Annotated in this window: 17 protein-coding genes, 2 pseudogenes and 3 riboswitches; of the genes and pseudogenes, 13 read left to right on the forward strand and 6 right to left on the reverse strand. The window is 47.2% G+C overall.

The window, feature by feature from the left end:
• Nucleotides 1-20: 20 nt before the first annotated feature.
• Nucleotides 21-117, forward strand: a riboswitch (yybP-ykoY riboswitch).
• 98 nt (nt 118-215) lie between these two features.
• From D5E69_RS08955 to D5E69_RS08965, 3 genes are all read left to right on the forward strand, one after another.
• Nucleotides 216-980: a TerC family protein gene (locus D5E69_RS08955; protein WP_048004265.1), complete on the forward strand. Its 765-nt coding sequence runs from the start codon at nt 216-218 to the stop codon at nt 978-980.
• A 475-nt stretch (nt 981-1455) separates the two neighbouring features.
• Nucleotides 1456-2202, forward strand: coding sequence for an RNA polymerase sigma factor SigI (gene sigI / locus D5E69_RS08960; RefSeq protein ID WP_048004264.1), 747 nt, complete (start codon nt 1456-1458; stop codon nt 2200-2202).
• Nucleotides 2199-3374: an anti-sigma-I factor RsgI family protein gene (locus tag D5E69_RS08965; RefSeq protein ID WP_159129569.1), complete on the forward strand. Its 1176-nt coding sequence runs from the start codon at nt 2199-2201 to the stop codon at nt 3372-3374. The genes sigI and D5E69_RS08965 overlap by 4 nt, the downstream gene beginning before the upstream one ends.
• Nucleotides 3375-3413: 39 nt before the next feature.
• Here D5E69_RS08965 and D5E69_RS08970 read toward each other — a convergent pair whose 3' ends face one another.
• A complete protein-coding gene (locus tag D5E69_RS08970; RefSeq protein ID WP_048004262.1) occupies nt 3414-3614 on the reverse strand; it encodes an alpha/beta-type small acid-soluble spore protein in 201 nt (66 codons plus the stop codon).
• Nucleotides 3615-3843: 229 nt separating this feature from the next.
• Here D5E69_RS08970 and D5E69_RS08975 point away from each other — a divergent pair, with 229 nt between their 5' ends.
• From D5E69_RS08975 to D5E69_RS08980, 3 genes are all read left to right on the forward strand, one after another.
• On the forward strand, nt 3844-5196 hold the full coding sequence (locus D5E69_RS08975) for a TrkH family potassium uptake protein (RefSeq protein WP_048012997.1): 1353 nt from the start codon (nt 3844-3846) through the stop codon (nt 5194-5196).
• An 82-nt stretch (nt 5197-5278) separates the two neighbouring features.
• A complete protein-coding gene (locus D5E69_RS23375) occupies nt 5279-5440 on the forward strand; it encodes a protein YkzP (protein WP_187427041.1) in 162 nt (53 codons plus the stop codon).
• On the forward strand, nt 5437-5574 hold the full coding sequence (locus D5E69_RS08980) for a hypothetical protein (protein WP_156183359.1): 138 nt from the start codon (nt 5437-5439) through the stop codon (nt 5572-5574). Before D5E69_RS23375 ends, D5E69_RS08980 begins: the two co-directional genes overlap by 4 nt.
• A 36-nt stretch (nt 5575-5610) precedes the next feature.
• Here D5E69_RS08980 and D5E69_RS08985 read toward each other — a convergent pair whose 3' ends face one another.
• Together D5E69_RS08985 and D5E69_RS08990 are read right to left on the reverse strand one after the other, a co-directional pair.
• Nucleotides 5611-7329, reverse strand: a complete 1719-nt coding sequence (locus D5E69_RS08985; RefSeq protein ID WP_159129570.1) for a B12-binding domain-containing radical SAM protein — start codon at nt 7327-7329, stop codon at nt 5611-5613.
• A gap of 267 nt (nt 7330-7596) precedes the next feature.
• Complete coding sequence (locus D5E69_RS08990) at nt 7597-8622, reverse strand: acyltransferase family protein (protein ID WP_048004259.1); 1026 nt, start codon at nt 8620-8622, stop codon at nt 7597-7599.
• 107 nt (nt 8623-8729) lie between these two features.
• Between D5E69_RS08990 and D5E69_RS08995 the strand changes: the two genes are divergently transcribed.
• The 3 genes from D5E69_RS08995 to D5E69_RS09005 all read left to right on the forward strand — a co-directional run bounded on the left by D5E69_RS08995 (nt 8730) and on the right by D5E69_RS09005 (nt 12235).
• Nucleotides 8730-10931 (forward strand): PAS domain-containing sensor histidine kinase, encoded by a 2202-nt coding sequence (locus D5E69_RS08995; RefSeq protein WP_082824317.1) that lies wholly within the window; start codon nt 8730-8732, stop codon nt 10929-10931.
• Between the two features lie 15 nt (nt 10932-10946).
• Nucleotides 10947-11414: a methylated-DNA--[protein]-cysteine S-methyltransferase gene (locus tag D5E69_RS09000; protein ID WP_048004258.1), complete on the forward strand. Its 468-nt coding sequence runs from the start codon at nt 10947-10949 to the stop codon at nt 11412-11414.
• A 233-nt stretch (nt 11415-11647) separates the two neighbouring features.
• Complete coding sequence (locus D5E69_RS09005) at nt 11648-12235, forward strand: DUF2087 domain-containing protein (protein ID WP_048004257.1); 588 nt, start codon at nt 11648-11650, stop codon at nt 12233-12235.
• A 53-nt stretch (nt 12236-12288) separates the two neighbouring features.
• Here D5E69_RS09005 and mtnA read toward each other — a convergent pair whose 3' ends face one another.
• The 3 genes and pseudogenes from mtnA to D5E69_RS09020 form a co-directional block, all read right to left on the reverse strand.
• Nucleotides 12289-13332 carry an S-methyl-5-thioribose-1-phosphate isomerase gene (gene mtnA, locus D5E69_RS09010; RefSeq protein WP_048004256.1) on the reverse strand — a complete coding sequence of 348 codons (1044 nt, stop codon included), beginning with the start codon at nt 13330-13332 and terminating at the stop codon, nt 12289-12291.
• 18 nt (nt 13333-13350) lie between these two features.
• Nucleotides 13351-14529 (reverse strand): S-methyl-5-thioribose kinase, encoded by a 1179-nt coding sequence (gene mtnK, locus D5E69_RS09015; protein WP_159129571.1) that lies wholly within the window; start codon nt 14527-14529, stop codon nt 13351-13353.
• Between the two features lie 99 nt (nt 14530-14628).
• A riboswitch (SAM riboswitch) is annotated at nt 14629-14775 on the reverse strand.
• A 110-nt stretch (nt 14776-14885) separates the two neighbouring features.
• A pseudogene (locus tag D5E69_RS09020) lies at nt 14886-15667 on the reverse strand (carbon-nitrogen family hydrolase).
• Between the two features lie 120 nt (nt 15668-15787).
• Between D5E69_RS09020 and D5E69_RS09025 the strand changes: the two are divergent.
• The 4 genes and pseudogenes from D5E69_RS09025 (at nt 15788) to D5E69_RS09040 (ending at nt 19683) form a co-directional block, all read left to right on the forward strand.
• Nucleotides 15788-16971, forward strand: a pseudogene (locus tag D5E69_RS09025) (aminotransferase class I/II-fold pyridoxal phosphate-dependent enzyme).
• Between the two features lie 49 nt (nt 16972-17020).
• A riboswitch (SAM riboswitch) is annotated at nt 17021-17122 on the forward strand.
• A 46-nt stretch (nt 17123-17168) separates the two neighbouring features.
• Nucleotides 17169-18395 carry a 2,3-diketo-5-methylthiopentyl-1-phosphate enolase gene (locus tag D5E69_RS09030; protein ID WP_269430699.1) on the forward strand — a complete coding sequence of 409 codons (1227 nt, stop codon included), beginning with the start codon at nt 17169-17171 and terminating at the stop codon, nt 18393-18395.
• Nucleotides 18395-19057 carry a 2-hydroxy-3-keto-5-methylthiopentenyl-1-phosphate phosphatase gene (locus tag D5E69_RS09035; RefSeq protein ID WP_048015503.1) on the forward strand — a complete coding sequence of 221 codons (663 nt, stop codon included), beginning with the start codon at nt 18395-18397 and terminating at the stop codon, nt 19055-19057. The genes D5E69_RS09030 and D5E69_RS09035 overlap by 1 nt, the downstream gene beginning before the upstream one ends.
• A complete protein-coding gene (locus D5E69_RS09040; RefSeq protein WP_159129572.1) occupies nt 19054-19683 on the forward strand; it encodes a methylthioribulose 1-phosphate dehydratase in 630 nt (209 codons plus the stop codon). The genes D5E69_RS09035 and D5E69_RS09040 overlap by 4 nt, the downstream gene beginning before the upstream one ends.
• The last annotated feature ends 7 nt before the right edge of the window (nt 19684-19690 follow it).

Genomic DNA, 19690 nt, shown 5'->3' on the forward strand with positions numbered 1-19690 from the left:
GGTATAAATTTAATCGTTTTCTACCTGTCAAAGGGGAGTAGCTATAGGTTAACACCTAAACAAAGTCGTCAGTTCATGGGTTATGCCCATCGGCTTTGTTGGCATATCGACTATGCTAAGCAAGACCTTTGCCTTATTTAGGCAAGGGTCTTTTTCTTTTGATAAAATCCTTGCCTAATGGAAAACTAATCTTATCATTGGGAGGGACTAATACTATGGATGCATCAATGTTATTAGAGTATGGATGGGTACTTCTCATCCTCATCGGTCTGGAAGGAATCCTTGCAGCCGATAATGCAGTTGTCATGGCCGTCATGGTCAAACATCTACCTGAAGAGCAGCGGAAGAAAGCGTTGTTCTATGGGCTGATGGGTGCTTTTATCTTCCGTTTCGCCGCCCTTTTCCTCATCTCATTCCTTGTGAATGTATGGCAGGTGCAGGCAATCGGAGCCATTTACCTGTTCTACGTCGCCATCCATCACTTCATCAAGAAGCGTAAGGGTGAAGGGGCAATCGATAACGCCGAGAACAAAGGGTCAGGTTTCTGGATGACTGTCTTGAAAGTCGAGCTTGCGGATATCGCCTTTGCAGTAGACTCCATGTTGGCCGCTGTGGCCTTGGCCGTAACACTTAGACCGACAGGATGGTTTGAAGTAGGGGGAATCGATGGTGGACAGTTCACCATCATGTTCCTAGGCGGTGTCATCGGTCTTGTGATCATGCGATTCGCTGCTACATGGTTCGTCAAGCTTCTGGAAAAATATCCGACACTCGAATCTGCAGCATTCCTCATCGTAGGCTGGGTCGGTGTGAAGCTCGCCGTGTTCACCCTTGCCCACCCGGATGTCGCGATACTGGATCATCATTTCCCTGAGTCCAAAGTGTGGAAACTCATCTTCTGGACCGTCTTGATCATACTATCCATCGGTGGCTATCTCTTGTCAAAGAAAAGGGCAAATGCAGCCCAAACAGGTTCGTAACAACTAAAAGAGGCTGGGACCAAAGTGTCTTAGTCATAGTAAAACCCGAACGATCTTGCCTAAGATTGTTCGGGTTTTTAATTTGTTTCATGAACAGTTTCACTGTTTTAGCGGTTGATTGGAGTGCAAGATGAAGACTCCTGCGTGAATAGTAGCTGATGTGAGACGCCGCTGGCATGGCGAGGAGGCTTACGGGCTACCTGCGAAATGCGAAGTCTTGCACGGATATCATGAGCGGTATAAAGAGCCTATTGCCTTCGTTATTAAATTAAATGGTACTTTTAGGTTTGTCTCAACCTCTTTTATGTGTGAATCTGAATATGACCCCCTCAAAAACACCGGATTGTACGAAAATCCTTTATAGAATCAATCGATTGTTTTCACCAGAGTATGAATGTCAACCCTTTCCTGCGGGTATATCCTTTGAAACTAGGGTGCTTCTTAGTATAATAGGGTGCAGGATGGAGGGGAACCGATGCTCAATCTATTATTACTCTCGTTGGTCAAAAGAAAAACGACCATCGAGGAAAAAGCGGTCCGGATCCAAAAAGGAGAAGAAGAGTTACTTTCAAGTCTGTTGGACGAATATAAGCCTTTCATAAAAAAGACGGTATCCTCCGTCTGCAAACGATATATTACGGAGAGTGATGATGAATTCAGCATCGGATTGATCGCCTTTCATGATGCGATCATCAAATACAACGCTGAAAAGGGATCATCATTCATCAGCTTTGCAGAAGTGATCATCAAGAGGAAAGTCATTGATTATATCCGAAAAAATGGGAAATATCAGGATATAAGTGTGGACATGAACAATACGGACGACGAGGATCTCCCTTCACTCCATATCGAGCAGCTTGCTGCAGTCGATGAGTATCAGAGAGAAGAGGATGCGAGACGCAGGCGGGAAGAAATCATGCAGTTCACCAAACAGCTGGAAGAATACAATCTTACCTTTGAAGATCTGATCGATGCTTCACCAAAACATGAAGATGCACGGGTGAATGCCATCAATATCTCCAGGATCGTCGTGGAAGAAATGGAATTTAAGGACTACCTGCTGGCAAAAAGACGTTTACCAATCAAAAAACTAGAAAAGACGGTAAGTGTGAGCAGGAAGACCATCGAACGGAATCGGAAGTATATCATCGCCATGTGCGTCATTCTCATGGGCGATTATGTATATTTAAGGGATTACTTAAAAGGCAGGTTAGGCCGATGAAAAAAGGGATCATCATGGATATCAAGTCGGATGCCCTCGTAATGATGACCGCTGAAGGGGAGTTCATCAAAGGGAAGAAGCATCCTCATCAGCATTATTCAATCGGAGAAGAGATCCCCTTTTTTCCAGTGACAGGGGAACGTTTCAGTAAAGGGCGACGGACAGGAAGGATACGGTGGAAGGTGCTTCTCGCTTCATGCGCAGTCTTTGCTCTACTGCTAATATTGCTTCCAGGGACACTGACCGAGGACAGGAAAGCATATGCCTACGTGTCCCTCGACATCAATCCGAGTCTCGAATTGACCCTGGATGAGGAGAAAAAGGTGCTTGATATTGTATCGTACAATGAAGAAGGAGACGAAATTCTCTCTTCCCTTCATCAGTGGAGGAACTCAAAAGCAGATGAGGTCACTTCGAAAATCTTTGATTTATGCGAAGAGTTGGGGTACTTCAGTGAAACAGATCACATCTATATGACTTCTTCATTTCCCGATGAAAAAGACGGAAAAGCCAAAGAGAGCTTCATTAAAAGCATTTATACGATGATCGAAGATGAGAATCAATCAAGACCTGTAACCATCACTTATAAAGAAGCCAGCCGGGAAGAACGGAAAGAGGCTCATGAAAAAGGGGTGACGGCAGGTCACTTAATGAAAGAAGAAGAGAAAGAGATAGAAGCAGATCCGGGGAAAGAGGATGAGAAGATGGAGCTGAAGAATGAGGATAAACCATCCGATCAGCCACCGGCCAAAGACGAAACGAAAAAAAAGAACGCAGGCCAAAAAGATACTGTAGATAAAGAAGAGAAACGGGAAGAAAAAGCTACTCCCAGGCCAAAAGCAGATTCTCCAGAAAAGCAAAAGCAAGAAAAAGAACAAAAGCAAAAGGAAGATATCCGGTCGAAAAAAGGTCCACAGCAGCCTGACAAGCCCCAGGAGCCTAAAGAACGGGGAAACGATAGACAAGATAAGACAGGAAGACAAGGGGAATGGACACCTCCAGGCCAGCAGGAAAAAAAGAATGATCAGGGCGGTAAACAGAAGGACATAGAAAAACATGACCGCCGCATGAAGGAAAAGGAGGCTCCACAAGGGGATAAACCCCCAGGCAACAGGGGAGAGGACCGTGGAAGGAAAGAAGGCTGGAATAAGAATCACAAACAGAATGACTGAAGAAAAGCCGGCAGAAACTGCCGGCTTTTGTTATCCATATTATTTAGTTGATTGTCCAGATAAATGTGATTGAGCTTGTTGTACCAGACGCTTGGTGATTTCTCCGCCTACTGATCCGTTTGAACGGGCTACAGTGTCTGATCCGAGGTTTACGCCGAATTCTTGGGCGATTTCATATTTCACTTGATCAAGGTATTGCTCCACACCAGGAACCAATAATTTATTGCTGCTTCTTGCCATGTTTGTCTCCTCCAGTCTGTTTGTACTAGAAACAATATGCTTCTGTACGGATATTATTTGATAATCGGAGGTGTTCATGTGTGGTAAAATTTCGAGGAAGTTGCAGAGTTTGGACAGCGTATCACAGGATCAAGTTTCAGGAACACTAATTTTAAGGTTTTCCTTTCAATCTCTGCAAGAATTCATTAAGATAAGGTAGGAATCACCATACTAGAAAGGAAACGACGCTATGTGGCTCAAACTTAAATTACATATAAGCAAACTAACACCAACGCGTGTGATCGTCACCTACTACCTACTGGCGATCACCCTTTCAACCCTATTACTCAGCCTGCCTGTGGCTCATAAAAGAGGGGCGGATTGGAGTTTCATCGATGCACTGTTCACATCCGTCAGTGCCGTAAGCGTGACGGGGCTGGCCGTTGTCAGTACACCCGATACATTCAATACACTCGGGATTTTCATTCTGATCTTTGTCCTCCAGTTCGGTGGTATTGGAATCATGACCCTCGGGACCTTTTTCTGGCTGCTATTGGGGAAGAGGATCGGACTTAAAGAAAGGCAGCTGATCATGACCGATCAAAATCAGATGAATCTTTCCGGACTGGTCAATTTGCTCAAGCAGATCCTTCTTTTGGTCATCCTTATCGAAATCGTGGGAGCCGTAGTATTGGGAACCTATTTCCTAAGCTATTATCCATCCTGGCAGGAAGCGTATATGCACGGATTATTCGCATCCGTCAGTGCCACCACCAATGCCGGTTTCGACATAACCGGACAATCATTCATACCGTTCAAACATGATTATTTTGTACAGGTGATCACCGTCATCCTGATCACCCTGGGGGCCATCGGCTTCCCTGTGTTGATCGAGGTCAAAAATTTCATCATGAATAAAGAAAAGAAACGTCATCATTTTTCCTTGTTTACCAAGATCACCACTACCACATTCGGGCTTTTGCTCATTGTGGGCACTCTGTTGATCGTAGTAATGGAATTCAATCACTTTTTCCAGGGTATGAGCTGGCATGAAGCGTTCTTCTATGCATTCTTCCAGTCGGCATCGACAAGGAGCGGAGGGCTTGCCACCATGAATCTTGCTGAATTTTCACTTCCGACACTCATGATGCTGAGCGGGATGATGTTCATCGGTGCCTCTCCAAGTTCCGTGGGAGGGGGGATCAGGACAACGACCTTCGCCTTGAACCTTTTATTCCTTTATCATTTTGCTAAAGGGAATCAGACCATCAAGATCTTCCGGAGGGAAATCCATCAGCAGGATGTTCTGAAGTCCCTCGTCGTCACCATGGTGGCAGTGCTGCTATGCTTCACCTCTGTGATCATTTTGACCATCACGGAGGATCATACCCTCATTGAAATCATCTTTGAAGTCTGTTCCGCTTTCGGAACAACGGGATTATCCCTTGGGATCACACCCGATTTAAGCGTCATAGGCAAATGCGTCATCATGATCCTCATGTTCATCGGACGGGTCGGGATCCTTTCTTTCCTGTTTATGATCGGAGGGAAGGAGAAAAAAGCCAATTATCACTATCCGAAGGAGCGTCTGATCATCGGTTGATGAGTATGTCCCTGTTACCAATCGTTTTCAGTATGGGTCCATGCACCTCCGGGGAAGATATCCTTAAAGGAGCTGAATGAACATGAAACGAAAAGCCCAATGGGATGCAGCAGAAAAGAACAACAAAACCCCTATGAAGAATAAGCAGGAAACAGAAGTATCTTCCGAGTTCATGAATGGAGAAGACCCAGGGAAGGCGGGAAACCGCAACTCCAAACACGGCAAACAGGGGAATGGACAATGAAGAAAAATGAGAAGAATCATCAACCGAACGTACGTGAAGAGTTCGGGCTTGAATTCGGGGATATGAATGCAGCTAAATTGATGGAAGCATCCCGTAAGGAACTGAAGAAAAAAGAATCAAATAAAAAATGTTAAGCGATATCGCTTAACATTTTTTATGTTGAAGAAAGATCAGGATACTCCGACAGGGAATAGGGTGGAACGTCCTGTGGAAGGCTCGAAATAAGCGAGAACATATCCGTCCTTCCCGTCGGCCAAGGTAATGTGTTCGAGCATCGTATGCTTATACAGATCTTTCTCCGAGAGGTTCATTTCCGTGAATGCTGCTCCTGCAATTACAGGGGAAGCGAGGATTTCCTGATAGAGCGATGACCGCTGTTCTTTGGTCATCGTGTTGTTCCACCATGGTTTTCTCGGTTTGTATTTTTGGTTTTGGAGATAATCCAGCTTCATAAGGCCTTCGACAACCGGTAGGGATACCCCTTCTTTGGTCGAGAGGAATTCACGAAGCCTCTTGAAAAGGTCTTCAAGCTGGTGACCGATCCGGGACCAGCCCTTGCCTTCCCAGTAGGATCCGAACTCCTGGAAGAAATCGAATGGAGTCTCGAACACGTTTGAGACAAGGTATTCAATGGTCTGATCCATCCGATGGTCATTCCAGTATTTTTCCAATACGTCTTCCACTTGCTTGATGCGTACGATATCGTCGAACGTGAGGACATTGTTCCCGAGAATTTCATACGGTGAGTGGTCCATATAGGTGTATTGATGATCGTTTGCACGTATCCTGAGGCCAGTACCGCGCAGCATCTTGAGGAAGCCCAGCTGAAGCTCTTCCGGCCTTAATTCGAATACGTCATTGAAGGTCTTTTTGAACGAATGGTAATCTTCTTCCGGCAGTCCCGCGATCAGATCCAAGTGCTGGTCGATCTTCCCGCCGTCTTTGACCATGGTGACGGTTCTTGTCAATTTCTCATAGTTCTGTCTTCTCATGACCAGATCATTGGTCTCGTCATTGGTGGACTGCACGCCGATTTCGAAGCGGAACAAGCCGGCAGGGGCGTTCTGATTCAAGAACTCAATCACTTCAGGCCGCATGATGTCCGCTGTGATTTCAAACTGGAAGACGGTACCCGGCAAATGTTCATCAATAAGGAATTGGAACATCTCCATGGCATAGCTTCGACTGATATTGAATGTTCGATCGACAAACTTGATGGTCTTCGCGCCGTTCTGCATCAGGAACCTGATGTCTTCTTTTACTTTCTCCCTGTCAAAGTAGCGTACACCCACTTCAATAGAAGATAAACAGAACTGGCATCTGAACGGGCAGCCTCTGCTCGTTTCAATATAGGTCACCCGTTTCGAAAGCTGTTCGAGGTCTTCTTCGAATCGGAACGGGGATGGAACCTCACGAAGGTCGATTTTATTCGACTGCGGACGGATGACGGGCTTGCCGTCTTTCATATACGCAATCCCTGCGACCTTATCCCAGTCTTCATCTCCATTGGCTTCAGTGAGGAACTGTTTGAAAGATTCTTCCCCTTCCCCCAAAATGATGAAATCTACATCGGTCAGGCGCTCAAGCCAGTAAGGGACGTCATAGGTTACTTCGGGTCCGCCGAGGATGATCTTGACGTCGGGCATGATCTTTCTTAGGATCCCGATGACGTTGATCGTTTCTTCGATGTTCCATATATAACAGCTGAACCCGATGACGTCGGGCTGCTTTGAGAATAAGTCGGTTGCGATATTCAAGACGGGATCTTTAATCGTATACTCGGCAAGTTCAACATCAAAGTCTGGCTCGGCATATGCTTTCAGGCATCGTATCGCCAGGTTCGTATGGATATATTTAGCGTTCAATGTACTTAAAACCACTTTCTTCATACCTGTACTCCTTTATTTCCTCATCAATCGAGGTCACTGCATCACACTGTACCCATTGTAGCGGAGAAGGCGAAAAAGCTCAATCTTTGTCTAAAATCAATTCAAATTTATTGTATTCCAAGGGAGGATTTCAATGAAAGATTTCGAATAGTATTATAAAACCATATGAAATGACATATAGTGGGGAAATGGGAGTTATTTTAGCGTCGTTCCATTCCATCCATCAAAAAGGGACTGACTCAATGAGCCAGCCCTTTCTATTGGGTTTTATCTTGTGTTGATTTCCTTCTTTGAAAATAACTTTTGAAATCGGGAGGTCCTGAACTCGATGAGAGGCTGAGTCAGGCTCGTAAAGAACTTGGTCGAGAACAGCATCGTCAATACAAGGGACACGCCGAGCATGACAAGGATGCTTGTGGTAGGGTTGATTTCATCTTTCAGTGCGCTGACCCTGAATAATCTGACCAGGAACCCATGCAGCAGGTACACATAGAGGGTGTTCTTACCCCATTTTGTGAAAAACTGCTGCTTAGTCGGTACGAAGGAGAAAAAGCTGAAGATCATGATGATATTCAGTGCGTATACAGCAGCGCGTATCCCCATTCCGTACAGATTATTCCAGTCAAAATCACCATAAGGCTTGGATCCGAGGAGCCACTTGTCGGAAAATTCCGGTACGAGGAACATTCCCAGGAAGACCAGAATGAATGTGAGACCGGCTGCCAGACGCATCTGTGACGTCTTGAAGTAATCGAAGTGCTCTTTCTTTAGATAGTAGCCGAGGAGGAACATCGGGAAGAACACGAATGTCCTCGACAGGCTGAGCGTACTCGATATGCTGTCTGCAAACCCGACGATCAGGCCAAGAGAGAAAGCCACTGTCAGTCCTGCTGCGGTACCGAATTTAAACCATTTGATGAACGCATAGAGCATGGCGTTCCAGCAGAAGAGACTGATGAGGAACCAGAGAGACCAGTGCGGCGTCAGTGGATCGACTTCAAGGGTCGAACTGTCATATAGGAAATAATAGTACACGGTATAGATCAGCTGGAACACGATATAAGGCAAAATGAGTTTCTTTGCCAGCTTCTGGATGTACCCTTTCTTATAAAAGCCTTTGGCAAAGAATCCTGCAAGAAGGATGAAAGCCGGCATATGGAAAGTGTAGATCGTTTTATAAAGGGAAAGGATGACCGGATCCTTTTCGATATACGACCTGATGATGTGACCGAATACGACAAGGAAGATCAGGATGAATTTAGCATTATCAAAATATGAATCACGCTGTTTCATAGGCTCACCAACTTTAACGATTTCATTGTTTCATTCATTCTTTCCCTAGGATACTATGGGTAAAACCTTCATTTCATTGTTAATTATCGCCAAGGGGTTGTGAACATATGCAGACTGTATTACTAAAGTCGTCTTTAATGAAGCAGGGGGATGTAGAAATGACTAACGGCAGTAAACTTGATTTGGAAGTATTGAAGGAAGAATGTCATCCGATCGATAAGGAAATCTGCTCAGCATCACCACTTCCCATGCTGGTGATCAATGAGGAGCTGAAGATCAATTATGCGAATCGGCAAGCATGTGCCACCCTCGCATCCACGATGGAAGACCTTATCGGGAAGCTGTTCAGCACGTATTTCTCGTCTGTTCCCGCTCCCATCGTATCTCATTATAAGGAAGTGATGGAGACGGGGAAATCCCTTGAAGATGATACGCTCATGAATACGACGGGTAATAAGATCCTCCATGTGGAGCTGATCCTCAAAAAATCGACCATTTCTCCTAATGCCTACCTTTACTTCAAAGATGTCACGAAGCTGAAGGAAAAGGAACGGAAGGATCATATGAATGTCCATCTGCTGTCGAATATCTTCCAGAATGCTTCAGAAGGGATCGTGCTGTTCGATATCGATGGGAATATCAGCGATGTGAATCAGGCCTTCTGCATCCAGGTGGGCATGGATAAGAACGATATAACAAAACGGAACATCAGCTGGTTTGTTCCTGAAAATGCACATTACAAGATCGATAAGATCAAGGAGCTCATCGTTGAACATAAGAAGGCAAGGGGAGAGATCCCGATCCGCAAATCGCACAGCATCTCCATTGTGGAATTCACCACGAGTCCGTATGTTCATCACAAGCTCCATATGGCGATCCTGAGGGATGTGACAGAAAAGAGGCAAATGGAGATCCAGTTGAAGCGGAATGAGGAGCTTTTCAAAGGGTTGTTCGAAGAGGCGATCGATGCCATCGTCCTGTGGGATCAGGATGGACGGGTACTGAAAGCCAATACATCCGCCCTGAAAATTTTTGAATGCTCCCTGTCGGAACTCCTGTCCAAAAGGATCAAGGATTTCGTCTATCCCCTTGAAGTGCAAAAGTTCGATCTCCTCATGGAGCAACTCACGATTTCAGGTGCTGTAAGGGATGAAGTGTTATTTCTCATGCCCAATAATCAGCTCAAACATCTTGAATTCACATCCAAGCTCCATTCGGTCGACGGGTACAATATGACCATCTTCCGGAATGTGAGTGAACGATATCAGATGGAAAAAGAGCTCCGGGAAAGTGAAGAACGCTTCCGGAAGATTTTTGAGGGGTCACTGGATGGAATGCTACTGACCAACCACAATTATGTTGTCGTTGACTCGAATCCCGAAGTGAGCGAAATTTTGGATGCACCGAAGGAACACCTGATCGGTAAAGATGTACGTGAAATATTAAATATTGACCCCGAGGAAGACAAATATGCAGGATATCTCCGTCAATTGAAGGAAGAAGGACAGGCTACCTACCAGAAGTCCCTGTATCAGAAAGGGAGACTGCAGCATGTAGAACTGTCATCGAAGTACAACCTCCTCTCAAACTTGAATCTGACCATTATCAGGGATATTACCGAACAAGTCGAGATGCAGGAACAGCTGCGGAAAAGTGATACCTTGAGCGTGGTGGGGGAGCTTGCCGCAGGGATCGCCCATGAAATCCGCAACCCGATGACGGCATTGAAAGGGTTCATTCAGCTTCTCGAAAACAGCATCGGTCATGAACATGAAATGTACTTCAACGTGATCACATCGGAATTTCAGCGCATCGAATCCATCATCACCGATTTCCTTGTGCTGGCGAAACCACAGGCCATCCAGTATCAGGAAACAAATCTCATCAAGATCATGAAAGACACGGTGGATCTGCTCAACGCACAGGCGGTGATGCACAATGTACAGTACCGTGAGCAGTATCAGGAGGGACTTCCGTGCATCATTGCCGAACCGAACCAACTGAAGCAGGTGTTCATCAATATCATCAAGAATGCCATTGAGGTCATGACGCAGGGTGGCTTCATCTCGATTGCCATCAATGAAACCGACAGTGACATGATCCATATCGAGATCAAGGATGAAGGAAGCGGGATCTCCAAGGATAAAATCAAAAAGCTAGGTGAACCGTTTTATACGACAAAGGAACGAGGCACTGGACTAGGCCTTATGGTAAGCTTTAATATTATCAAGGAGCACAAAGGGACGGTAGAGGTTGAAAGTCAGGTTGGCAGGGGCACGACCTTCCATATCTATCTCCCGAAAATCTGAGGGAGGGATCGGGCAATGAAACCCATCCATAACACGATCGATTCACCGGTCGGTCCGTTGAAGATCACAGCAGATGATAAATGCCTCATCTCCATTGAATTTACTGAAGGAAAACCAGATGAAGGTTTGCACCACCATATAATAGAGGAAACAAGTTCGCAGCTCTTGGAATACTTCAAAGGGGAGCGAAAATCATTCAATCTCCCCCTGAGGTTGGAAGGGACCCCGTTTCAAAAGGAGGTATGGGCCTCCCTACAGGAAATCCCCTATGGAAAGACCGCTTCTTATCAAGAGGTGGCAGAAAAAATTCAGCGTCCCAAGGCGGTCAGGGCGCTTGGACAGGCAAATAAAGCGAATCGGTTTCCCATTGTCATTCCATGTCACAGAGTCATCGGGAAGAACAAGCAGCTGACAGGTTATGCGGGGAAACAAGTGGATAAAAAATCAGTCCTTTTGGAGTTGGAAAAAGAATTCAGCCATTGAGGGCATCCAAACGCCCCACCCATAAACAGCGCACTGTATTTCACATTGAAATCGTCAGTGCGTTTTTTGGTGCGCATGAATGGAGGAACTAGTGGAGGTTGCCAGTAGGGAATATAACATTTTATTTGACTGGAAAATGGGCAAAAGAATAGATGTAAATCATTGAACATTTAATGTTTTTAGATTATTATCTAAATAGATGGATGTCTAATTAGTGAAGGGAGTGAATCTACTTGCAACTGAATAAGCAGGTCGAGTTTCATAAGACGCTGGGCGATCCCACGAGACTCAAAATCATCTATCTCTTATCAGAGGGGCCGCTTCATGTTGGGGCGGTGGCCGGAAAACTCGGTTTGACGGCGCCGACCATTTCACATCATTTATCACGACTGAAGGATTGTAACCTCGTGTATTCGAGAAGGGAAAAGAATACGGTCTATTACCATCTTAATATCAAGGTCCTGTTGCATCACGGGAAGGTGTTACAGCAGTTTGCAGAGGGAACAAAGGGGGAGGAACGGAATATGGATCAACGGGTAAAGGAGAAACAAAAGGTATTGAACGCCTTCATCGGGAAGGATGGGAAGGTCAGCCAGCTTCCGGCACAGCAAAAGAAACGATTGTATCTTCTGGAGCATTTTGTGGAAGCCCTGGAGGTTGGCAGGAAATACGAAGAAAAGGAAATCAATGAATACATCAAACGTTTCCATGATGACTATGCGACAGTGAGAAGGGAGTTCATCATCCATCAGTTCATGTTCAGGGAAAACAGCATATATGAACGGAACCCAAAGGAAATGTGGGCAAGTGTCAAACAGTAGGAAAACAGCACAAAAGCCAAGAACGTAGGTTCTTGGCTTTTGTCATGCCTTTACTACAGTGTGTCGGCAATGCTCTGTTTGAAGTCGGGATAAAGGATTCCATTTTCGGTGATGATGGCTGAAATCAGTTCATGGGGCGTCACATCGAAAGCAGGATTGAAGACGGGAACGCCTTCAGGAGCGATGACGCTCTCGCCTAATGTAGTCACTTCAATTGATGACCGCTCCTCGATCTCGACGTCATCTCCAGTGTCGATCGTCAGGTCAAACGTCGAAGAAGGGGCCGCAACATAGAAAGGGATCCCAAAATGTTTGCACAGGATGGCTAACGATGAGGTACCGATTTTATTGGCCGTGTCCCCGTTTGCAGCAACGCGGTCTGCTCCGACGATGACCGCTTCGATGCCTTTTGTCTTCATCGTATGGGCAGCCATATTATCCGTAATGAGCGTGACATCGACGCCTGATTGCTGGAGCTCCCACGCCGTGAGCCTGGCTCCTTGGAGGACTGGTCTGGTTTCGCAGGCGAATACCTGGAAATTCCGGTCTTTTTCACGTCCGAGATGGAACGGCGCCAGGGCGGTTCCATATTTGCTTGTAGCAATGGATCCCGCATTGCAGATGGTCATTACTTTCGTGGTGCCCTGAAGGAGTTCAAGTCCATTCTCTCCGATCCTCCGGCACATATCCTCATCCTCCGCGTGAATCTGTATGGCCGTATGAAGAAGGTCGGTCTTGGCTTCATTGACCGTGGCAGCCTGATGCAGTTCCCGTTCGAGGCGCTCGAGAGCCCATGAAAGGTTCACCGCTGTTGGGCGGGAGGAAAGAAGATAGGCCTTATCCTTCCTGAACAATGCCTTGAACTCATCAAGTGAATCCGTTTCATAACCGCCTGCAGCCTGGGCGAGCCCGTATGCCGCCGTGATCCCTATGGCAGGCGCTCCCCTCACTTTCAAGGTAATGATGGCATCGTAGTAATCCTTTATGGTTGAGAGATGGACATACTCCACTGCTCCAGGGAGTTTTTGCTGGTCCAGAATGATCAGGTGGTCTTCATGCCACTCCAATGAAGTAGGTATGGTAAGTTGTGGTGTCATGGCTATCAGAAAGCTCCTTTAAATGAGTTTATCGAGTAGATCCTGTATGGTACGGATGCGTTGGCGCTCCAAAATGCATTCCCTTCCGAGGGCAAGGCATCTCTTTTTATACAAGACCCGTTTTCCTTCGTCCTGGACCGAGTCAAGATCCTCCACGTGAGCGAGGCCGATCGTTCTCCGGATCAGCTCGCAACCGAGGAAACCGATCGCATCTGTAAAGCTTTTTTCAAGCACGTACTCAAGGTATCCGTCAATTTTGGTGTAAGCATCTTCACTTTGATCCCAAAAATGTGAAAAGGTTGATTCGAATACCTTCCAAGTGGTTTCAATATGAAGTAAGATTTCATTCTTCTTCGACGTTTCTTCCCTGACGATCGCCTGGAAGATGAGATTTGCCAGGAACTGTCCGATATCGAAACCGATGGGACCGTAAAAGGCAAATTCCGGGTCGATGACCTTGGTTTCCTGTGCGCTTGCAAAAATACTCCCGGTATGAAGGTCACCGTGGAGAAGGGCTTCCCCTTCGGTCAAAAAGGATCTTTTCAGTTTTGCGACTTCCAGTTTCAGGGCCAGGTCATCCCAAAGATTCCGGACCTCTTCTTCAAGGGCCTCTTCAAATTCGTTCGTTTCACTATTGAAGAACGGATCGGTGAAGACAAGGTCCTCTGTGATCTTGCACAATTCAGGATTTGAGAACTCCTTTACATATCCTTTCTTCTTGAAAGGATGGAGTGCGTAGTCAGATGTGAAGAAAAGCGTCGCTCCTAGAAATTTCCCGATGTCCTTCGAAAGGGCAGGATAGATTTCCCCTTTGTTGAGTCCTTTCCTGGCGATTTCGAGATGGCTCAAGTCTTCCATGACCGTGATCGCAAGCTCTTCATCGGAATGATAGACTTCAGGGACAAGGCGCTCTGCCAGTGAACGCTGGAGTTTCAGTGCCTGGGCTTCGATCCTCGCCCGGTCAAGTGTCAACGGCCAGCTTTCGCCTACGACTTTTGCGTAAGGAAGGGCCTGTTTGATGATGATGCTCTTACCTGTTTCGCTGCTAACGATGCGGAAGACGTAATTGAGATTACCGTCTCCGATCTCTTCACAGGTCAATAGTTCAGATGGGTCAAACAGGGAAAGATCTTTGGCCAGTCCTATAGCCGATTCGATTGTCAGGGAACGATAGTTTTTCAATTGGGTGATTGCCATGGGGGATGTCCTCCTTGAAATGGTTTAACAGGAGGCTTTTCAGGTGGAATGAGAAAAGCCTCTTCCTGTGTGAAAGAGGCTTGAAGAATACTTCGTCGCCTCTTATCTCTCAGAATGGAATCATTCTGTTGGAATTAGCACCGTGCCCTGGTCAGGCGCATCGATCTGCGCCCCGTCTTTCAACGGTATTACGGTCGGTTGCTGGGCTTCATAGGGCCAAATCCCTCAGCCAGCTCTTGATAAGAGTTGCATATTTAATTTGTTCTGAAAATTACCATTTGATTGACATCATACCACCTAGCGTTTTTTAGTGTCAATCCTTTTTTGAAAAGATATCCTGATCGATTTTCGCCTCATCAACGGTAAAAGTCCGGGAGACGGTCGTCGAATATCGGGATTTGCTTCCTTACTTCATCGACCGTATCAAGGTTGACGACGGCTGTCACGAGTTCTTCTTGGAGTGACCCTTCTGCGAGGATTTCCCCCACGGGTCGATGATCAATGAGGATCCCCCGAACGTATTGTCCGGATCAGAGCCTACGCGGTTGCATGCGGCAACATAGCATTGATTCTCAATGGCACGCGCACGGAGGAGGACCTTCCAATGGTCGATCCTCTGTACCGGCCATTCTGCACTCACGAACAAGATCTTTGCCCCTGAGAGAACATGCTTACGCACCCATTCCGGGAAGCGGATATCATAACAGATGAGGCCTGCCATCTGCTCACCGGATAGGGTGAATAGGCCGTTATCTTTTCCCGGCAGGAGGTAGTGATGTTCATCCATCAATTTGAACAGATGGAGCTTTGAATAGCCTTTGATGAAGGTCCCTTCGGAATCGATCACGATCAATCGATTATCGATTCCCGAATCCGTTTTATTTGCAACTGATCCTCCGATTACGTTTATCCGATACTGTTTTGCAAGACGTGAGAGGAAGGCGATCGTCTTCTCACTGTTCTCATCAGCTATTTCCTCTATCCTCTTAAGGTCATAGCCCGTTGTCCAAAGTTCGGGGAAGACAAGGATGTCGCATTGTTCCCTATCTGCTTTCACGAACCATTTCTCTGCTTCTGTGTAGTTGGTTTCAGGGTCTCCATACCGGATGTCCATTTGTGCGAGTCCGATCTTAGTCATATGATCAGCACCTTTCGGAGGTAATTGTAAGATTTTACTTTACATTCGTTATTTTCCGTTATATCATTTGTAGCTAGAATTTGAAAGTGAAGAATATTTGAACATTCAGAAGGTGAAGAGATGAAAACATTCCCATTTGCGGATCGCCTCGATTCGCTCCCAAAGCAATTTTTCGCTGAATTGACCTCCAACGTGCAACGGGTCATGAACGAAGGCCATGATGTCATAAACCTAGGGCAGGGTAACCCTGACAGGCCCACGCCTGAACATATCGTGGAGAGTTTGAAGGCTGCGGCCGAAAACCCATTGAATCATCGCTATTCTCCTTTCAGGGGGATGGCCTCTTTCAAAGAGGCGGTAGCGCTTTTCTATAAAAGGGAATACGGGGTGGAACTGGATCCTGACAAAGAAGTAGCCATTCTCTTCGGGGGAAGGCGGGTCTCGTGGAGATCCCGCAGTGCCTGGTGAATCCGGGTGAATCCGTGCTGGTTCCGGACCCGGGGTATCCTGATTATCTATCCGGGGTGGCACTTGCAGAAGCGGAGATGAAGCTGATGCCGCTGCTTGAGGAAAATGATTTTCTCCCCGATTACAGCCGGTTGAGTGAAGCAGAACTCGACGGATCCAAGCTTATGTTCCTGAATTATCCGAATAACCCCACGGGAGCAGTAGCCACGCCAGCCTTTTTTGAGGAAACGGTAAAATTGGCAAGTAGCCATGATATCTGTGTGGTACACGATTTTGCCTATGGGGCGATCGGCTTTGAAGGCAAGCGTCCCAATAGCTTCCTTGAAACAGATGGAGCTAAGGATGTCGGCATTGAAATCTATACTCTTTCCAAAACGTACAATATGGCGGGATGGCGTGTAGGATTTGCCGTCGGGAACGAGAGTGTGATTGAAGCCATCAATCTCATGCAGGATCATATGTATGTAAGCCTCTTTGGTGCCATTCAGGAAGCAGCGGTGACGGCGCTCCTCGGACCGCAGGAATGCGTCCAGGAGCAGCTTGAAACCTATGAAAGCAGAAGGAATGCCCTCATCGGTGGATTGAGATCCATCGGTTGGGATGTGGATGCACCGGCAGGCTCATTTTTCGCCTGGCTCAAAGTGCCGGCAGGCTTCACGTCGATGGAATTCTCGAACCTACTCCTTGAAAAGGCCCATGTAGCCGTGGCGCCTGGCATCGGCTTCGGGGATCACGGGGAAGGGTATGTCCGGGTAGGTCTCCTTACCAGTGAGGAAAGGCTTCAGGAAGCTGTGAAAAGGATTGAAAATTTACATTTGTTCGACAAAAGGGATTGACAGGAATCCCGATCGATGCAATAATCCTACTGGAAACCAAATGAATAGATTCTTATCAAGAGCAGGCGGAGGGACTGGCCCGATGAAGCCCGGCAACCGACTCATTACGAGCACGGTGCTAATTCTTGCAGCAGAAGCTGGGAGATAAGATAGAGTGATGGAATAAAAGCCTCTTCTTATCAGAAGGGGCTTTTTTTATTGATGAAGGAGGTATGAAGAACATGAGCGAAGTGATTGCAACATATAGATTGCCTGGGCCGAAAGGGTCTTTCGAAAAAAAGGCGGAAGGCATAGCCCTTGGACTGACGGTGGGATCGTGGACCGATCTTCCTCAGCTTGAACAAGAACAGCTTTTGAAATACAAGGGAAGGGTCGTTTCCATCAACGAAGAAGCGGGTGAGGGGCTGGGAGAGATCTCGATAGCCTATCCAGGAAGGAATTATTCCAACGACATCCCTGCGATCTTGACCACGGTCTTCGGGAAACTGTCTCTGGATGGTCAAGTAAAGCTTATAAATCTCGAATTCAGTGACGATCTGAACCGTCACTACCCCGGACCACGGTACGGGATCGATGGGATCAGGGAGCTGACCGGCGTGAAGGATCGCCCGCTTCTCATGAGCATCTTCAAGGGAGTGATCGGGAGGGATCTTGCTTATCTGGAAGATCAGCTTCGTGCCCAAGCACTCGGAGGCGTGGACTTGGTGAAGGATGATGAAATCCTTTTTGATAACCCCCTGACACCGTTTGAAGAGCGTGTGAAAAACGGAAGGCGGATCCTCGATGAGGTACGGGACGAAACAGGTAAACGGACGCTCTATGCGGTAAATCTGACCGGACGGACGTCGGAGCTACGGGATAAGGCAAGAAAAGCACGGGAACTAGGAGCGGATGCCCTGCTATTCAACGTATTTTCCTATTCTCTCGATGTCCTCCAGGAACTCAGGGAAGATGATAACATCGGACTCCCCCTCATGGCACACCCTGCCTTTTCAGGTGCCGTTGCCCAGGCTCCCCATCACGGAGTCGCCTATTCCTTGTGGCTGGGGAAATTTTTGCGGATGACGGGGGCGGATTTTTCTCTGTTTCCTTCACCGTATGGAAGTGTGGCACTGGAGAAAGATCAAGTACTGGCCATCAGTAGAGAGCTTACGGATGAGCCTTCCCCGTTCAAAAAGACATTCCCTGTCCCATCGGCAGGCATCCACCCAGGACTAGTACCACACCTTGTGGAAGATTTTGGTGAAGAGTGTGTGATCAATGCCGGCGGCGGGGTCCACGGACATCCCGGAGGCGCTGAAAGCGGAGGGCTCGCCTTCCGACAGGCAATTGACGCGGTGAAAGCGGGAATTCCCCTTGAAGAAGCCCATGGTGACGAACTGAGAGTCGCTCTAAGCTTGTGGAGCAAGGGAGGGAAGGGCTGATGACGGAGCGGATCATCCTGTGTGATTTTGATGGAACGATCACGAAAACCGATAATATCATCTCCCTCATGAAGCAATTTGCACCTCCGGAATGGGAGGGGCTCAAAGATGCCATACTTGACCGGACGATGTCGATCGAGAGAGGGGTGGGGGAGATGTTCTCCCTCCTGCCTTCCCGACAAAAAGATGAGCTCGTGGACTACCTCTTGCATACGGCAACCATCAGAGAGGGATTCGGGGACTTTGTTCAATTTGCGAAAGAGGAAGGAATCCCCTTATATATCGTGAGTGGAGGGATCGATTTCTTTGTCCGCCCCCTCCTGGACGGATATGGACCGTTTTCAGGAATCTACTGTAACGAAGCGGATTTCAGTGGTCCCTCCATTTCGATCAATTGGCCTTATCCTTGTGATGGGCAATGCGGAAACGGAGGATGTGGATGTTGCAAACCGTCCGTTCTCCGCTCCCTTTCCATACCGGAGGGGGCAGAAGTGATCGCCATAGGGGACTCTGTGACAGACCTTGAAATGGCGAAAGTGGCAGACAAGGTGCTTGCAAGGGACTATCTTGCCGACACGTGCAGTGAATTGGGAATTCCCCATACTCCATTCGACACATTCCATGAGTGCATTAAAGTACTGAAGGAAGGGGTGAAGGCATGAGCTATCAAAGAGAATGGGAAGAGCTGTCTGCTATCAAGGGGGAACTGGGGGAGCGTGACTGGTTCATGGGCACTTCAGGGAACCTGGCCATCAAGGTTGGATCGGTCCTCGGTGCTTTCCTCGTGACCGCCAGCGGAAAAGATAAGAGGAAAAGGACGGCGGAGGATTTCCTTCTCGTTGACCTGGATGGGAATCCACTGGAGGAAACGGTTCTCAAGCCCTCGGCAGAAACCCTCCTCCACACGCATATTTTCAAAAGGTCACATGCAGTCTGTTCCCTTCATGTGCATACCGTAGCCAATAATGTGATCAGTGAGCTCTACGGGGATCAGGGGGAGATCACCTTCATAAATCAGGAATTGATCAAAGCGTTTGGGAAATGGGGGCAAGAGGATGAACTTATCCTTCCTATCATCCCGAATCATGCTGATATTCCAACCCTTGCGAGCGCCTTCTCCCATCATGTGACAGAAGATGCAGGTGCCGTCCTGATCCGGAATCACGGAATCACGGTTTGGGGACGGAGCGGTTTCGAAGCGAAAAAGCTTCTCGAAGCATGTGAGTTCCTATTTCAATATCAGCTGTCTCTCTTATCATTAAAATCCATTGTTCCACTTCAACTATAAAAGGAGG

It is taken from the genome of Rossellomorea marisflavi, from assembly GCF_009806575.1.
GTDB classification, from domain to species: Bacteria; Bacillota; Bacilli; order Bacillales; family Bacillaceae_B; genus Rossellomorea; species Rossellomorea marisflavi_A.

Bases quoted from the DNA above. Each gene is read 5' to 3' on its own strand.
- D5E69_RS08955 (WP_048004265.1), top strand. From the start codon at position 216: ATGGATGCATCAATGTTATTAGAGTATGGATGGGTACTTCTCATCCTC.
- sigI (WP_048004264.1), top strand. From the start codon at position 1,456: ATGCTCAATCTATTATTACTCTCGTTGGTCAAAAGAAAAACGACCATC.
- D5E69_RS08965 (WP_159129569.1), top strand. From the start codon at position 2,199: ATGAAAAAAGGGATCATCATGGATATCAAGTCGGATGCCCTCGTAATG.
- D5E69_RS08970 (WP_048004262.1), bottom strand. From the start codon at position 3,614: ATGGCAAGAAGCAGCAATAAATTATTGGTTCCTGGTGTGGAGCAATAC.
- D5E69_RS08975 (WP_048012997.1), top strand. From the start codon at position 3,844: ATGTGGCTCAAACTTAAATTACATATAAGCAAACTAACACCAACGCGT.
- D5E69_RS23375 (WP_187427041.1), top strand. From the start codon at position 5,279: ATGAAACGAAAAGCCCAATGGGATGCAGCAGAAAAGAACAACAAAACC.
- D5E69_RS08980 (WP_156183359.1), top strand. From the start codon at position 5,437: ATGAAGAAAAATGAGAAGAATCATCAACCGAACGTACGTGAAGAGTTC.
- D5E69_RS08985 (WP_159129570.1), bottom strand. From the start codon at position 7,329: ATGAAGAAAGTGGTTTTAAGTACATTGAACGCTAAATATATCCATACG.
- D5E69_RS08990 (WP_048004259.1), bottom strand. From the start codon at position 8,622: ATGAAACAGCGTGATTCATATTTTGATAATGCTAAATTCATCCTGATC.
- D5E69_RS08995 (WP_082824317.1), top strand. From the start codon at position 8,730: ATGCAGACTGTATTACTAAAGTCGTCTTTAATGAAGCAGGGGGATGTA.
- D5E69_RS09000 (WP_048004258.1), top strand. From the start codon at position 10,947: ATGAAACCCATCCATAACACGATCGATTCACCGGTCGGTCCGTTGAAG.
- mtnA (WP_048004256.1), bottom strand. From the start codon at position 13,332: ATGACACCACAACTTACCATACCTACTTCATTGGAGTGGCATGAAGAC.
- mtnK (WP_159129571.1), bottom strand. From the start codon at position 14,529: ATGGCAATCACCCAATTGAAAAACTATCGTTCCCTGACAATCGAATCG.
- D5E69_RS09035 (WP_048015503.1), top strand. From the start codon at position 18,395: ATGACGGAGCGGATCATCCTGTGTGATTTTGATGGAACGATCACGAAA.
- D5E69_RS09040 (WP_159129572.1), top strand. From the start codon at position 19,054: ATGAGCTATCAAAGAGAATGGGAAGAGCTGTCTGCTATCAAGGGGGAA.